The organism is Sinorhizobium sp. NFACC03 (genome assembly GCF_900103435.1).
GTDB lineage: Bacteria > Pseudomonadota > Alphaproteobacteria > Rhizobiales > Rhizobiaceae > Ensifer.
Window position 1 is genome coordinate 107427 of the sequence record NZ_FMXF01000011.1, and the last position, 15370, is coordinate 122796.

12 protein-coding genes are annotated in these 15370 nt (G+C 63.5%); 6 read left to right on the forward strand and 6 right to left on the reverse strand.

Annotation, left to right across the window (positions count from 1 at the left end; genetic code table 11):
- Positions 1–240 precede the first annotated feature (240 nt).
- Complete coding sequence (locus BLU35_RS16000) at positions 241–1647, reverse strand: FAD-binding oxidoreductase (protein ID WP_093233686.1); 1407 nt, start codon at positions 1645–1647, stop codon at positions 241–243.
- A 323-nt stretch (positions 1648–1970) separates the two neighbouring features.
- Here BLU35_RS16000 and BLU35_RS16005 point away from each other — a divergent pair, with 323 nt between their 5' ends.
- Positions 1971–2405 carry an anthrone oxygenase family protein gene (locus tag BLU35_RS16005; RefSeq protein WP_057253547.1) on the forward strand — a complete coding sequence of 145 codons (435 nt, stop codon included), beginning with the start codon at positions 1971–1973 and terminating at the stop codon, positions 2403–2405.
- A gap of 26 nt (positions 2406–2431) precedes the next feature.
- Here BLU35_RS16005 and BLU35_RS16010 read toward each other — a convergent pair whose 3' ends face one another.
- A complete protein-coding gene (locus BLU35_RS16010) occupies positions 2432–5569 on the reverse strand; it encodes an efflux RND transporter permease subunit (protein ID WP_093233687.1) in 3138 nt (1045 codons plus the stop codon).
- Complete coding sequence (locus BLU35_RS16015; protein ID WP_093233688.1) at positions 5566–6750, reverse strand: efflux RND transporter periplasmic adaptor subunit; 1185 nt, start codon at positions 6748–6750, stop codon at positions 5566–5568. The genes BLU35_RS16010 and BLU35_RS16015 overlap by 4 nt, the downstream gene beginning before the upstream one ends.
- Before the next feature lie 318 nt (positions 6751–7068).
- On the opposite strand from BLU35_RS16015, the gene BLU35_RS16020 reads away from it, so the two are divergent.
- From BLU35_RS16020 to BLU35_RS16040, 5 genes are all read left to right on the forward strand, one after another.
- Positions 7069–7890, forward strand: a complete 822-nt coding sequence (locus BLU35_RS16020; RefSeq protein ID WP_093233689.1) for a cyclase family protein — start codon at positions 7069–7071, stop codon at positions 7888–7890.
- A gap of 57 nt (positions 7891–7947) precedes the next feature.
- A complete protein-coding gene (locus tag BLU35_RS16025) occupies positions 7948–8355 on the forward strand; it encodes a carboxymuconolactone decarboxylase family protein (RefSeq protein ID WP_093233690.1) in 408 nt (135 codons plus the stop codon).
- Positions 8356–8543: 188 nt separating this feature from the next.
- Positions 8544–11009, forward strand: coding sequence for an ATP-dependent helicase (locus BLU35_RS16030; protein WP_093233691.1), 2466 nt, complete (start codon positions 8544–8546; stop codon positions 11007–11009).
- A gap of 157 nt (positions 11010–11166) precedes the next feature.
- Positions 11167–11721, forward strand: coding sequence for a hypothetical protein (locus BLU35_RS16035; RefSeq protein WP_143032937.1), 555 nt, complete (start codon positions 11167–11169; stop codon positions 11719–11721).
- 305 nt (positions 11722–12026) lie between these two features.
- Positions 12027–13277, forward strand: coding sequence for an adenylate/guanylate cyclase domain-containing protein (locus BLU35_RS16040; protein ID WP_093233693.1), 1251 nt, complete (start codon positions 12027–12029; stop codon positions 13275–13277).
- 84 nt (positions 13278–13361) lie between these two features.
- On the opposite strand, the gene BLU35_RS16045 is transcribed toward BLU35_RS16040, so the two are convergent.
- From BLU35_RS16045 to BLU35_RS16055, 3 genes are all read right to left on the reverse strand, one after another.
- Complete coding sequence (locus BLU35_RS16045) at positions 13362–13823, reverse strand: GNAT family N-acetyltransferase (protein ID WP_093233694.1); 462 nt, start codon at positions 13821–13823, stop codon at positions 13362–13364.
- A 65-nt stretch (positions 13824–13888) separates the two neighbouring features.
- On the reverse strand, positions 13889–14527 hold the full coding sequence (locus BLU35_RS16050; protein ID WP_093233695.1) for a cysteine hydrolase family protein: 639 nt from the start codon (positions 14525–14527) through the stop codon (positions 13889–13891).
- 164 nt (positions 14528–14691) lie between these two features.
- Entirely contained in the window at positions 14692–15360 is a 669-nt protein-coding gene (locus BLU35_RS16055) for a phosphoribosyltransferase (RefSeq protein ID WP_093233696.1), read from the reverse strand.
- Positions 15361–15370: the final 10 nt, after the last annotated feature.

Sequence of the window (15370 nt, forward strand, 5' to 3'; positions counted from 1 at the left end):
TCCACCGACGGCAAGCAGAATTCGCGAAAGCACCGTGCCTACATTCCCATTCAATTCATCGGCGCATTGCGCGCCGCACATCACTTGACCGCCAGAGGCTCGCGCCCTGACGCTCTGATTTGCCGCATAATTCGGTCAAGGTCGATTCCGACTTCGGAACTATGCAGTACCACACTTTGGCGCCGGCGCATTGCCCGAAAAATTGGGCCAAAACCAGACGCCCCCGCGCGGGGTTCCGCCTCAGGCGAAGATCTTGCCTGGGTTGAAGATATTGTCCGGATCGAGCGAACGCTTGACCTGCCGCATCAGGTCCAGCGCGTCACCAAGCTCGGCTTCGAGAAACGGCATCTTTCCCTGGCCGATGCCGTGTTCGCCGGTACAGGTTCCATCCATTGCAAGCGCCCGGGCGTTCAGCCGCTCTACAAAAGCCTCGGCCCGCGCCACGTCGGCTGCGTCCTTGTCGTCGAACAGCAGGCCGACATGGAAGTTCCCGTCACCTGCATGCCCGACGATCGGCGCCGTCAGCCCGTGGGCGGCGCTGTCCTCCTGGGTAGCGACGACGCAATCGGCCAGCCGCGAGATCGGCACGCAGACGTCTGTCGACAGGATCGCCGCACCCGGGATCAGGCTTTTCTGCGCCCAGTAGGCATTGTGCCGCGCTTTCCAGAGCCGCGCTCGCTCCTCCGGATTGGTCGTCCACTGGAAGCCTGACGAGCCGAACTCCGCCGCGATCTCGCCGAACTGGCGCGATTGCAGCTCGACGCTTTCGGCGCTGCCGTGAAATTCGACGAAGAGCGTCGGCGTTTCGGCATAGGAAAGGCCGGAATAGCCATTGCAGGCCTTCATCTGCAGCGCATCGAGAAGCTCGATGCGCGCCACCGGAATGCCCGACTGGATGGTGAGGATCACCGCGTTGCAGGCGTCTTCGATCGTCGGGAACGGGCAGACGCCGCCGGAAATGACCTCCGGGATGCCCTGCAGCCTTAGCGTGATCGAAGTGATGATGCCGAGCGTGCCTTCCGCGCCGACGAAGAGCCGCGTCAGATCGTAGCCGGCCGAAGACTTGCGGGCCCGGTGAGCGGTGCGGATCTCGCGCCCGTCGGCCGTCACGACAGTCAGCGCCAGCACATTGTCCTTCATCGTGCCGTAGCGCACCGCATTGGTGCCCGAAGCCCGCGTCGAGGCCATGCCGCCGATCGAGGCATTGGCACCGGGGTCGATCGGGAAGAAGAGACCGGTGTCGCGCAGATAGGTGTTGAGCTCTTCGCGGGTAATGCCAGGCTCCACCCGGCAGTCGAGATCCTCTGCATTAACCTCCAGCACCTTGTTCATGCGCTGAAGATCGACCGAGATGCCGCCATTCGGCGCATTGATATGGCCCTCGAGCGAAGAGCCGGTGCCGAAGGGGATCAGCGGCACCTTGTGCCGGGCCGCAATCCGAACGATCTCACGAACGTCTTCGGCGCTTTCGGCAAACACCACCGCATCGGGAAGCTGTGCCGGAATGTAGGTGGTGGTGTGGGCGTGCTGGGCGCGGATCGCCTCGCCCGTCTGGAACCGGTCGCCGAAGCGGATGCCCAGTTCTTCCTTCGCCGCCGTGATGCCGGCCTCGTTTCTCACGCCAGCTCTGATCGCCTTCAATGCCACGGAAAACGTCCTTCCTCTTGCATCTGCGGCATCCCCTTTGCAGATGCCCGGGAAGCGCAGTCATTTCAAGGCGCTACTGTGCAAATCGGAATCACTTTGTCCAGACACTCGCGCACTTCTTGGGGAACGTAGCGCAGGAAAACGCCTGACGTGAGACCGGAGTGTCACAAGAGATGCGTCGCGCCATCTCGATGCGTCATCTGACGGCGGGCGAACCACTGAAGATCCTTTCGGCAATGCCACGTATGAGGGCAAAAGCCGCAGAAAACACCTACTCAATTGCCGGCATTGGATTATCATGTTGGCGTGAAGGGAGAGAGGCAATGCTGGGTCTCACCGCTTTGCTCACCGCGTCGATCTTTTTCGGCGCCGCCATCTACATCAATCTGGCCGAACAGCCCGCAAGGCTCCATCTCGACGATCGCGCCGCACTGGCGCAGTGGGTACCTTCCTACCGTCGCGCCTTCGAGATGCAGGCGACGCTCGCCCTCATCTCGGGCCTGCTCGGCGCTGCCGCCTGGGGAAGGACTGGCCATGTGCTCTGGGGCATGGGTGCCGCCATCATCATCCTGAACTGGCCCTATACGCTGCTCTTCGTCATGCCGGTCAATCGCAAGCTGGAGGCAACGCGGCCGGAGGAAACTGGCGAAGAAAGCCGCAGCCTGCTCAAGCGCTGGGGCAGGCTCCATGCCGGGCGAACCGCACTCGGCGGGCTGGCGGCAACGATCTTTCTCATTGCCGCCTGGCTCGAAATGTAGCGTAGGAATGTCCGCCAGTTACCGGCTCAATGCGCCTCCAGCGCCGCCGCTGCATCCATCTCTTCGTGCAGCTTGCGCTCCTCGTCCGCATGCGGCTTGGTGAAGCGGGCAATGACGAGGTAGGCGACCGGCGTCAGGTAGAGCGTGACGATCACCGCCAGCCCGAGACCGCCGACCAGCACCCAGCCGAGCGCGATGCGTGCTTCCGCACCCGCGCCGCTTGCCAGCACCAGCGGCACCGCGCCGACGATGGTGGCGATCATCGTCATCATCACAGGGCGCAGGCGGATATTGGCCGCGTTCTCGATCGCCGAGCGCACGTCCTGGCCGCGATCGCGCAACTGGTTGGCGAATTCGACGATCAGGATGCCGTTCTTCGCCATGATGCCGACGAGCATGACCAGACCGATCTGGCTGTAGATGTTGAGCGTATTGCCGGTCATGATCATCGCGAAGACCGCGCAGGCAAGCCCCAGCGGCACCGTCGACATGATGATGAGGCCGCTGACGAAGCTTTCGAACTGGGCGGCCAGCACCAGGAAGATGATGACGAGCGCAAAGCCGAAGGTGACGAAGAGGCCATTGGCGTTTTCGTTGAGCGTCGCGGCCTCGGCGAGCGGCATGATGCGCGAGCCCGGCGGCAGCAGCGGTTCGGCCATCTGCTCGACCATGGTCAGCGCTTCGCCGAGGGCAAGGTCCGACTTGAGGCCCGCGGAGAGCGAGACGGCGCGAAGCTGCGATTCCCGCGAGAGCTGCGGCGCCACCGCCATCTCCTCGACGCTGGCGATGGTCGACATCGGCACGATCTTGCCGTCGCCGGCCTTCAGGAAGATGTTCTGCAGATCGGTCGGGTCGTTGACCGGATTGGTGGAGGAGAGCAGCTTCACCGGGTAGGATTCGCCGTCGACATAGACATCGACGACGCTGTTGCCGTCGAGCATCGCCTGCAGCGCCCAGGCAAGGCCGCCAATATCGACACCCATGTCGGAGGCGCGCTCGCGGTCGATGGTGATCGAAAGCTGCGCCTGGTTGGCCTCGTAGTTGAGCCGGACGTTCTCGAAGCGGCCGGTGTCTTCCATCTGGCGCACCAGCTTCGCCGCCGCATCGCCGAGCTTGTTGTAGTCGTTGCCGACAAGCGCCACCTGCAGGCCGCTGCCGGCGCCGCGAATGCCGAGACTGTTCGGCTGCATGGCGAAGACGCGGACCGATGGAATGCGCGCCGTCACCCTGTTGATCTCGGCGACGATCTCCTGCTGGCTGCGGTCGCGCTTCTCCCAGGAAGCGAGCGTCAACACCATGAAGCCGCTGTTGACCGAGCCGCCCTGCCCCGAGATCGAGAAGATGTTGTCGATCTCGCCGGATTTGACCAGCGGCTGCAGCCCGTCCTCGATGCGGCGCATCTGCGCCTGGGCATAATCGAGCGAGACACCCTGCGGCGCGTTGATGCGCATCATCACCTGCGAGCGGTCTTCTGTCGGCGTCAGCTCCGATTTCAGCGTCAGGAAGCCGGCGGCCCCCATCACCGTGAAGAAAGCGGCAACGGCAAAGACGATCAGCGGCGAGTTGAGGCAGGCGCGAAGTGTCACCCGATAAAAACCGGCCGCCCGCGCGCCGAACCGCGCCATCGGCCCCGGCACCGTATGCTGCTCCTTCGTCAGCATGCGCGAGGCCAGCATCGGGCAGAGCGTCAGCGACACGAAGGAGGAAAGCAGGATCGAGAAGGCGAGCACGAAGCCGAACTCGCGGAACAGACCGCCGGTCTGCCCCGGCAGGAACGACAGCGGCACGAAGACGGCAGCAAGTGTCGCCGTCGTTGCCAGCACCGCGAAGAACACTTCGAGCGTGCCGTGCACGGCGGCCGCCCGTGGCCCAAGCCCCTCGGCGCGCCGCCGCACGATGTTTTCGAGCACCACGATGGCATCGTCGACGACGAGCCCGGTCGCAAGCACGATCGCCAGCAGCGTCAGGATGTTGATGGAAAAGCCGGCGAGATAGATCGCCGCCACCGTGCCGATCAGCGCGATCGGCATGCTGATCGTCGGGATCAGCGTCGCCCGCCAGTCGAGCAGGAACATGTAGATGACCAGCGTTACGATGAAGACGGCGACGATCAGCGCGATCTCGACCTCATGGATGGCGCCGTTGATGAAGACGGCATCGTCGCTGGTGATCCTGAGCTGCGTGCCCTCGGGCAGGATCTGCGTCTGGATCGTATCGACGACCTTGCGCACGCCCTCGGAAATATCGACGGTGTTTGACTGCGCCTGGCGCACGATCCCGAGGCCAATGCCCTGGCGGCCGTTGGAGCGCAGCGCCGTCGTGCCGGTATCGGGACCGAGCGTCACGGTGGCCACGTCACGCAGGCGCACATTGTTGACGAGGATCAGGTTTTCAAACTGCTCCGGCGTCTGCAGGTCGGCCGTGGCGCGCACCGAGATGTCCTGGCTGGCGCTGGTCAGCTTGCCGGCCGGCACGTCATATGAGGCGTTGGCGAGCGCGGTCCTCAGGTTCGCCACCGTCACCCCGCGCCCGGCGAGCTTCGCCTGGTCGAGGTCGATGCGGAAGATCTTCTCCTGGTCGCCATAGACGGCAACGTCGGCCACGCCTTCGACGGCAGCCAGCCGGTCGCTGACCTCGTTTTCGACGAGCAGCGTCATGTCTTCCATCGACATCGTGTCGGAGGTGAGCGCCAGCCGCATGATCGGCTGGCTGTCGGCATCGGCCTTCACGATGCTCGGCTCGTCGACATTGTCGGGCAACTGGTTGCGCACCCGGCCGAGCGCGTCGCGAATGTCGTTCGAGGCCTGGCCGATATCGGTCGTGTCGGAGAATTGCAGCGTCACGCGGCTGCGGCCGAAGGACGAGGTCGACGAGATGTCGCGGATGCCCTGCACGCGTGAGACCGCGCCCTCGACCACCGAGGTCACCTCGCGGTCCATCGTCTCGGGGGCGGCGCCATCGAGCGTGGTGGTCACCGAGATGACAGGCTGGTCGACCTGCGGCAGCTCGCGGATCTCGATGCCGTTCCAGGCGGCAAGACCGGCAACGACGATCAGCGTGTTGACCACCAGCGCAAAGATCGGCCGGCGGATGAAGAGTGCGGTAAAGCCGGTCTTGCCGCGCTCGCGGGCGGACGTTTTGCTGTGCCCTTCGCCGCCGCTCACTTGGTTTCCTCCGCGACCTTCTGGGCAGGCTCTTGCTTGCGCTCGCGACCGGCGATGCGCACTTCGCCGCCGTCGCGCAGGCGCTGCACGCCTTCGGTCACGATCTCGTCGCCTTCGTTAAGGGCCGCGTCGACGAGCACCTTGTCCGGATTGCGTTGGATGATCTTCACCGGCACCTTTTCGCTCTTATCGCCGGCAACGCGCCAGATGTAGGAGCCTTCCGAGCTCCACTGGATCGCCAGCGGATCGACGGTCGGATAGGTGTCGCCATCAAACGCGACGGTGACGGAGAAGGACATGCCCGCCCTCAGCAGGTCGTCAGGGTTTTCGAGCCGTGCGCGCACACGCAGTGTGCGGCTTGCCTGGTCGAGGCGGTTGTCGATCGCGTGGATTGCGCCGTCGAGCTGGCTGCCCGGCTGGGCGATCGCAAAAGCCGTGACCGGCTGGCCGACGGTGATCTTGTTGGCAAAGCGCTCCGGCACCCAGAAATCGACGAGGATTTCCGAGCGGTCGTCGACGACGGCGATCGGCGTCGTCGTCGTGACATAGTCGCCGACATTGACGGTGATGATGCCGACGACACCCTTGGATGGCGCGACGATATCGCGGCGCTTGAGGTCGAGCTCGGCGGTTTTCAACGCCAGCTCTGCTGTCTGCATGGCGATTTCGGCGTCGCGCACTTCGACTGCGGTCATAGCGCGTGCGTTGCTGAGATTGCGGTAGCGCTCGACCTTTTCGCGGGCGCTGTCGCGGTTCAGCCGCGCCTGGTCGGCGGCGATCTTCTGATCGTCGCTGTCAAGCTTGGCGATCACCTGGCCCTGGGCCACCTTTTCGCCGGAGCGGACAAGAATTTCGGTGAGGTTGCCGGTGGCCGTCGGCGTCACGGTGACGGAGTGGATCGCTTCGCCGTTGCCGATCGCGTTCAGCCGGTCGTTGACGACAGCGGTCGCCGAAGGACGAACCATGACGAGGATGGCATTGTTGCCGCCCTGGCCGCGGCCATTGCCGCGCTCGCCACCCTCACCGCTACCGGCGCCGGGCTTGGACAGGGCATCGATCAGCGGGTGCGAAACGCCGATGGCGGCGAGCGTCTCACCTGCGCCGGGTACGAACCGCAGCCAGACGGTTGCGCCCACGAGAAGCACAGCGGCGCTCACCGCAAGCTGTTTCCAAACCCGCATTCAAGTCTCCAGATTAAGCATAAAACACGCCCCAGCGCGGCGCGGCCGGCGGTTCGTTCCGAGTGGGCGGAGTATCCCCGTTCGCGCGCGTCGGGGCAATGACGGAATGCCATCATTACGCAATTGTAATAAAAGCGAATTTGGTGGCGGCATGATGACGTGCAGAGCAATTCCAGCGCAGCTTTCAGCGTGAACCGCACTTTGCTGCATAGGCCGGCATTTACAGCGGCGTCGGTCGCGCTATCCTGCAACCGCCGGCCGCTTTTTCGAGCGGTTTCGCCGTCTGGTTTTCAAGTTTCTTGAAGGAGAGCAAGATCGATGTGCGATGCCTGTGTGATGGAAACGGTGAAGGCGCGCATGCTGTCGCGCCGCAGCTTCTTCAAAGCCGCTGCAGTTGGAACCGCCAGCCTCGCCGCCGCGAGCGTCGGTGCAGCACCCCCGGCATTGGCTCAGGGACATAGTAGCGTCACGGACTTGACCCACGAACTGCACGAGGATTTCCCGACCTTCTTCGGCCAGCAGCAGTTCTTCCGCGAGCAAAAGTTCAGCTACGCCAAAGAAAAGTTCAATCTGTTCGAACTGCGCATAAACGAACACACCGGCACCCATGTCGATGCGCCCCTGCACTTCTCCGCCGATGGCCTGTCGGTCGCCGAGCTGCCGGTGGAAAAGCTCGTCGTGCCGCTCTGCATCGTCGATATCCGCGAGAAGGCAACGGCCGACGCCGATGCGCAGGTGACGCCCGACGACCTCAAGGCCTGGGTCGCCGCCAATGGCGAGATCCCGGAAAACGCCTGCGTCGCCATGCTTTCGGGCTGGGGCGCGCATATGGGCACGGAGAAATTCCGCAATGCCGATGGCGGCGGCAAGTTGCACTTCCCCGGCTTTCACGCCGAGGCGGCGAAGTATCTCATCGAGGAAAGCAAGGCCGCCGGCATTGCCGTCGACACACTTTCGCTCGACCATGGCCCCTCACCGGATTTCGCCACGCATTATGCCTGGCTGCCCGCGGGCCGCTGGGGGCTGGAGGCCGCCGCCAATCTCGACAAGCTGCCGGCCAAAGGCGCGACGCTCATTCTCGGCGCGCCGAAGCATCGCGGCGGCACCGGCGGCCCGGCGCGCGTCTTCGCCCTTGCTTGATCCATACTCTTCAATCCGGCGGCGCAGGGCCGCCGGCAACACCATGCAGGAGAGCCCATGAGCACCGTTACGCCGCCGAAGAACCCGGAAGCCGACCCGCGCGTCAAAGCCGTGTTCGACGATATCCGCGCCACGCGCAAATCCGATTTCATCAACAATATGTGGCTGTGGCTCGCCTTCGACCCGGGCCTGCTGGAGCAGACCTGGGGCGACGTCAAGGCGGTGATGGCAACGCCTTCTGCGCTCGATCCGCTGGTGAAAGAGATGCTCTATATCGCCGTGTCCGTCACCAATGGCTGCGGCTACTGCGCCCATTCCCATACGGCCGCGGCAAGGGCGAAGGGCCTGAGCGATGCCGAGCATGCGGACCTCTTGCGGGTGATCTCGCTCGCCGCCCGCACCAACCAGCTTGCCACAGCGCTGCAGGTCCCGGTCGATACCGTCTTTGATAAGACGGCGGGATAAAGCATACCGCGCAAAAGTGCGCAGCGGTTTTGCGATACGACATGCGACAAATCAAAACGTGCGACCAAGAATAAGCGGTCTCGAAATCGCCTGTCTTTCCACAGGCTTGGTGCGGCTGGCGCAGAAAACGGAATAAAAGAAGAACATCCTTTCTGGCCTTTCCCCCCCGAATCACTACATTGAGCCGCATGATGAGTGGTTTCGACGACATTCCTTTCTTCGATGAGGAGCCGGCGCCGCGCAAGCAGCCGCCAGCCCCCGGAGGTATCCCCGCCGCCGGCGGTATTGCCGCGCGCGCCATGGCTGCGCGCGATCGCGCCCAGCCGCGCCCGGATTATCTCTCCGGCCTCAACCCGGAACAGGCCGAGGCGGTCGAAACGCTTGACGGTCCCGTGCTTGTGCTTGCCGGCGCCGGCACCGGCAAGACCCGCGTGCTGACGACCCGCATCGCCCACATCCTTTCGACCAACCGCGCCTTCCCTTCGCAAATCCTTGCGGTGACCTTCACCAACAAGGCGGCGCGCGAGATGAAGGAGCGCATCGGCGTGCTCGTCGGCCATGCGGTCGAAGGCATGCCCTGGCTCGGCACCTTCCACTCGATCGGCGTCAAGCTGCTCCGTCGCCATGCCGAGCTCGTCGGCCTGCGCTCCGATTTCACCATTCTCGACACCGATGACGTGGTGCGGCTGATCAAGCAGCTCATCCAGGCCGAAGGCATCGACGACAAGCGCTGGCCGGCCAAGCAGTTCGCCGGCATGATCGACGGCTGGAAGAACAAGGGCCTCGATCCCGCGCAGATCCCTGAGGGTGACGCCCGCGCCTTTGCCAACGGCAAGGGCCGCGAACTCTACGCCGCCTACCAGAACCGGCTGCTGACACTGAACGCCTGCGACTTCGGCGATCTGCTCCTGCACCCGATCCGCATTTTCCGTAACCATGCGGACGTGCTGAAGGATTATCACGACAAGTTCCGCTACATCCTCGTCGACGAGTACCAGGATACCAACACGGCGCAGTACATGTGGCTGCGGCTCTTGGCCCAGCGGCCGAAGGGCGTTCCGCAGAATGTCTGCTGCGTCGGCGACGACGACCAGTCGATCTATGGTTGGCGCGGCGCGGAAGTGGACAACATCCTGCGCTTCGAGAAGGATTTCCCGGGCGCCAAGGTCATCAAGCTCGAGCGCAACTATCGCTCGACGGAGCACATCCTCGGTGCCGCCGGCCACCTGATCGCCCACAATGAGGGCCGTCTCGGCAAGACGCTCTTTACCGACCGCACCGATCCGGATGATGAGAAGGTGCAGGTGCACGCCGCCTGGGATTCCGAAGAGGAGGCCCGCGCCGTCGGCGAGGAAATCGAACAGCTGCAGCGCAAGAGCCACAAGCTCAACGACATGGCGATCCTGGTGCGCGCATCGTTCCAGATGCGCGAGTTCGAAGACCGCTTCGTCACGCTTGGCCTCAACTACCGCGTCATCGGCGGCCCGCGCTTCTACGAGCGCCTCGAAATCCGCGATGCGATGGCCTATTTCCGCCTCGTCTGCCAGCCGGCCGACGACCTCGCCTTCGAGCGCATCGTCAACACGCCGAAGCGTGGCCTCGGTGACACCACCGTGCGCACCCTGCACGACTATGCCCGCGCTCGCGATATCCCGATGCTGGCTGCCGCCAGTGACATCATCGAGACCGACGAGTTGAAGCCGAGGGCGCGGAAAGCCCTCTTCGACGTCGTCACCGATTTCCGCCGCTGGCAGAGCCTGCTGGAAACCACCGTGCACACCGAGCTTGCCGAGCAGATCCTCGACGAGAGCGGCTATACCGCCATGTGGCAGAACGACAAGTCGGCCGAGGCCCCCGGACGGCTGGAAAACCTCAAGGAACTCATCCGCTCGATGGAAGCCTTCGAGAGCCTGCGCGGCTTCCTCGAACACGTCGCCCTCGTCATGGATGCCGAGCAGAACGAAAACCTCGACGCCGTGTCGATCATGACGCTGCACTCGGCCAAGGGGCTGGAGTTCGACACCGTTTTCCTGCCCGGCTGGGAGGAAGGTCTCTTCCCGCACCAGCGCGCGCTCGACGAAGGCGGCCGCTCCGGCCTGGAAGAAGAACGGCGCCTTGCCTATGTGGGCATCACCCGTGCCAAGCACCGCTGCCACATTTGGTTCGTCTCCAACCGTCGCATCCACGGCCTTTGGCAATCGACGCTGCCCTCGCGCTTCCTCGAAGAGCTGCCGCTCGCCCATGTCGACGTGGCCGAGAGCGAGCAATCCTATGGCGGCTATGGCCGCGGCGGTTACGGCCAGTCACGCTTCGACAAGGCCGATCCCTTCCAGAACACCTACTCCACCCCCGGCTGGAAGCGCGCCCAGCAGCACCGCTCGGACGCCACCCGCGACAACTGGGGCACCCGCTCCGGCCACGCGGTCGAACGCATCGGCTACGGCGAAAGTGGCCCACGCGGCCGCACCATCGACGGCGAGCTGGTGGCGAAATCCACGGCCACGGAACCTTCACGCTTCTCGGTCGGCGACCGCGTCTTCCACATCAAGTTCGGCAACGGCAACATCGCCGCGATCGAAGGCAACAAGCTCACCATCGATTTCGACCGCGCCGGCCAGAAGCGCGTGCTGGATGGGTTTGTCGAGAAGGCGTGAGCGGGTGTTTTCACAAGAGGAGCTCGTCAAGAAATATGTTCTCGGCACATGGTTCCTTAAGATTCGCCTAATCAGTTGCCGCAGGCAGCTGTGGGCAAACCAGGTGTCCCTCATACACCTCGAAAACGCGGCTCTTCAGCTTCGAAAAGCCTGCGAAATGATCTCCTATCTGTGCATCGCGGCCTCAGGCATTGAAGAAGGTAGCCTGTCTAGTCCGCGGCAAGGCTACAAAGTGGGTGCCACATTTAAGCAGCTAAAGGGAAGGAACGAGCTGAAATTTCCCCAACGGGCCACGCTTTCGCAAATTGACGATGCAACCAGCAAAGCAGACTGGCGGTTAGACATCGAACCACTTGACGATGACGACGTGCACAGGGTCGAACGTATCCACGAGCGCACGCATCGCGTCCTTCACGAATTCTCACCTTTCCGTCCTCTTCCAAATGCCACTGACGCTCCCGCTGCCATCCTTTCTGATCAGAACTCTATGCGAGGCGACCATCAATGGCTCTGGAACAGGTTCTGGCGACACGCGATTATGATCAGAGAGATGATCCTGTTCATAAACCTCGGTGATCCTTCGAATAGCAGTAGGCCACAAGTGGTCAAGCACGAAAGATTGCACTCCGGAGACGTCGAAATTGCTTTCGATCCAGAGTACCTGGCCGATTTCACGGGCCCGGTGGATTGGGCACAATTCGATGAAAATTAGCGTCAGACGCCGATCGTTACCGATCTAAAACACTTTCGATACACCAAGACCCCCGACTTCTCCGCCACCCTGTCGTAAAACGCCATCGCCGTCTCGTTGGTCTCGTGCGTCTAACCGGCCGCGCCGCCGTGTAGACGCCCTCGATCACGCCCATCCGAATTCCTCCTCACGTGCATTCCCAAGTAACCGCGCAACCGGCGATCTCATGGCGTCGACCGGCGAAGTGCACTAATAATTGCAAGCACAATTCTCGCGTTTGAACGAAACCTTGTACCGATCTCCCTCGACGCGAAGTGGATGGAGACATGTCCTGGACGAGCGCTGTTCGCGGCCTGCTGGAGGTAGGCGCTTCAAATGCTGCCGAGGATGACCGCGAAGGCATTCTCGTTGCGAATGTCGCGGCGTGCGTGATCGTCGTCACCACCACGGGCTTTGCTCTCATCTACGCACTCCACGGCGAACCAAGTCTGGTCCCGCTCGTCTATGCCAATCTCGCTCTGGCGGCGGCCGCCGCGCTGACGCCCCTCTTTCATCGGTTCGGGCGCGTGGCATCAGGGCTTTGGGAATTCGGGATCTGCGTCGTGATCCTCGTGTGGATCGCCTCCTATGTCGGCAGAGACTCCGGCGTGCTTTTGACGCTGCTCGGCGCAACGCCGGTCGCCTTCGCGATCCTTGGGTTCCAGAACGTCGCCCTGGTGGCGGTCTTGAGCGCCACAGCCACAATCACGGTCATCGCGGCATCCATCGCGTTCCCGGAGGCGCGATCAGGCGTCTATGACGCCAGCGGCTTCCTGCAGCTCATCTATTCCTCATCGATCGTCACCCTCACCCTCATGTGCTTCGCCACGATCTACTATGCCTTCCACTTGGCGAGAGAAGCACAAGGGCGGCTGGCCCGCCTCATGGCGTCGATCATGCCGGACGAGATCGTGGCGCGCCTGCTGAGGAATGAGCGGGAAACGATCATCAACGAATTCGAGCACGCGACCGTGGTCCTGACCGACATCGTCCAGTTCGTGAGCCTGTCAAACAGCCTGGGACCGGAAAGGACCGTGAGCCTGCTCAACGAACTCTTCAGCGAATTCGATCGGCTGGCGGCGGCGGTCGGTGTTGAGAAGATCAAGACCATTGGCGATGCCTATCTTGCGGTGGCCGGCGTGCCCGCCCGACACCCCGCCCCCGAGAAGGCGGCCGCCGCGTTCGGCTTCGGCGCCATCGCCGCTGCCCGCGAGATCGGCGAACGCTACGATGTCGTGCTGAGGCTTCGCGCCGGCATGGCGTCGGGATCGGTGACGGCCGGCGTGCTTGGGCGAACGAAATACGCCTACGACGTCTGGGGGGCGCCGGTGAACCTCGCCGCGCGCCTGGAAGCGATCGGCAAGCCCGGCTGCATCACGACGACCGCGGAGATCAGGCGGCGCCTGAACGAGCACTTCCAATTCGAATGCTCGGGCCATGAAGACATCAAGGGCTTCGGCTTGACCGAAATCTGGACCATGCAGTTGCCGAGCGCCGCTACAAACGAAGTCGGCAACCTCGCAAAGGCGGATACGTGAGGTGCCGCACACCGCTTTGCCGCGCCGTGCGCAGCAGTTTTGCGATAACGTCGTGCGAAAAGATCGCGACGCGCCGTAAGCGCCTCAAACCATCTTGCGATAGACGATAAATCCCGACTTCTCCGCCACCTTGTCGTAGAGCGCCATCGCCGTCTCGTTGGTCTCGTGCGTCTGCCAATAGACCCGTGGCGAGCCGGCCGCCCGCGCCGCCTCGTAGACGCCCTCGATCAGTGCCCGCCCGACACCCTTTCCGCGTGCCTCGGCGTTGGTGAAGAGGTCCTGCAGATAACAATTCGGCTGGATCGCCGTCGTGCTGCGGTGAAAGAGGTAATGGGTGAGCCCAATCAGCCGCCCCTCGCTCTCGGCCACCAGCGCATGAACAGGCTCATAGGCATCGAAGAAGCGCGACCAGGTCATGGCAGTGATCGCGGGGTCGAGCGCGGTTTCGCCGGATCGGCCGTAAAAGGCGTTGTAGCCATCCCAGAGCGGCAGCCATTGCTCATAGTCAGCTCTGGTTATCGGGCGGATGCGGAGGTTTTCGGTCATTGCAGGTTCCGTAGTGGGTTGAATAGAACAGGCGGCGGCAGCGGCACTGCCGCCCTACCCTCTGGTCATCGCCCCTTGGTCATCGCCGCCGTGATCGCCTGAACGTCGGTCATGATCGCATCGCCCATGAAGACGATGTTTTCCATCGAGCGTTCGCCGGCCTCATGATGCCCTGCCCCGCAGGCGTCGCGCACGACGACCGGCACCAGGCCGAGGTCGGTGGCGTGGCGCACGGTCGGGTCAATGCCGATTTCGGTGGCGATGCCGCAGATCGCAAAGGAGGTGAGCCCGAGATCACGCAGGATCATGGCAAGCGGCGTGCCCTCGAAGGCGGAGAACGTGATCTTGTCGAGGATCGCCTCGTCCTCGCGGGGCTGAAGCTCCGGCACGAGCTCGAAGCCCGGCGTGCCGCGCAGGAACCAGGGATGCACCGCATCCGGATCGTCCGTCCGCTGCCACGCCATCGCCTGGCGCATCTGGAAGGCGCCCATCAGCGGCTTCGGCATTGAGAGGTGCCGAAGGAAGATCACCGGAAAGCCGCCTGCCCGCGCTGCGTCCAGCACCTTCAGCACCTGGCCGGTAATCTCGGCACCATTCTTCATCTGCCTGGTGATACCCACCTGCATGTCGTAGACGACCAGCGCCATGCGCTCCGGACGACAGAAATCCTCGAGCGTCTTTCCAATTTCCAGCTTCGCGGCCATAGTCCCTCCTCAGGGTCGCCTCCTCCGGCGCCCACTCCGCCAACATCTCGCGCCGGGAATGTGGCGCGTGAGGCCTGCCGTTGCAATACGGCCGAGCGCGCTTCATGCAACTATTCGGACGGGTTACGGCGTTCACGGCAACCGAGGCGCCAGCGTCGACGCATTCAACTCTCGTCTTCCCGCCGTGCCTTCTTCATCAACGCGATCACTTCCTCATCGCTCGTCTGCTCGAAGTCGCGGTAGTGCAGGCCGACGGCGCGGAAGGCAAAGGGGGTGGCGAGGCAGATGATGAGGTCGACGGAGCTGCGCAACTCGGCGATTTCGCTTTTCGGCGCCACCGGAACCGCAAGGATCAGGCGGCGTGGGCTTGCTCGCCGCAACGCCCTGATCGCCGCGCGCACGGTCCCGCCGGTGGCAATTCCGTCGTCGACGAGGATCACGTCGCGATCCCTGGGTGAGATTGGCGTGCGATCGCCGAAGTAAAGGGTACGGCGCCGCAGGATTTCGGCATGCTGGCGTTGGGTTTCCGCCTCCAGATAGCCCTTTGCCGGACGCACAAGCCGGATCGCCTGGCGATTGAGAACCAGTTCAGGCTCCTCGCCGTCGACCAGCGCGCCGAGCCCGAATTCCGCGTGCCCCGGCGCGCCGATCTTGCGGACGATCAAGATGTCGAGCGGCGCGCCGATGCGAACCGCGATCTCATAGGCAACCGGCACGCCGCCGCGCGGCAGCGCCACCAGCAGCGGATCGATCAGCGTCTCGCCCGCGATCGTCTCAGCGAGCTGCCGTCCGGCATCCGCCCTGTCTTCGAAGAGCCATGTTCCCGTAAACACCTCATCTCTC

Excerpts from the sequence above, each read along its gene's own strand:
- BLU35_RS16025 (WP_093233690.1), top strand. The coding sequence starts at position 7,948 with ATGAGCACCGTTACGCCGCCGAAGAACCCGGAAGCCGACCCGCGCGTC.
- BLU35_RS16040 (WP_093233693.1), top strand. The coding sequence starts at position 12,027 with ATGTCCTGGACGAGCGCTGTTCGCGGCCTGCTGGAGGTAGGCGCTTCA.
- BLU35_RS16035 (WP_143032937.1), top strand. The coding sequence starts at position 11,167 with ATGATCTCCTATCTGTGCATCGCGGCCTCAGGCATTGAAGAAGGTAGC.
- BLU35_RS16045 (WP_093233694.1), bottom strand. The coding sequence starts at position 13,823 with ATGACCGAAAACCTCCGCATCCGCCCGATAACCAGAGCTGACTATGAG.
- BLU35_RS16030 (WP_093233691.1), top strand. The coding sequence starts at position 8,544 with ATGATGAGTGGTTTCGACGACATTCCTTTCTTCGATGAGGAGCCGGCG.
- BLU35_RS16015 (WP_093233688.1), bottom strand. The coding sequence starts at position 6,750 with ATGCGGGTTTGGAAACAGCTTGCGGTGAGCGCCGCTGTGCTTCTCGTG.
- BLU35_RS16005 (WP_057253547.1), top strand. The coding sequence starts at position 1,971 with ATGCTGGGTCTCACCGCTTTGCTCACCGCGTCGATCTTTTTCGGCGCC.
- BLU35_RS16020 (WP_093233689.1), top strand. The coding sequence starts at position 7,069 with ATGTGCGATGCCTGTGTGATGGAAACGGTGAAGGCGCGCATGCTGTCG.
- BLU35_RS16050 (WP_093233695.1), bottom strand. The coding sequence starts at position 14,527 with ATGGCCGCGAAGCTGGAAATTGGAAAGACGCTCGAGGATTTCTGTCGT.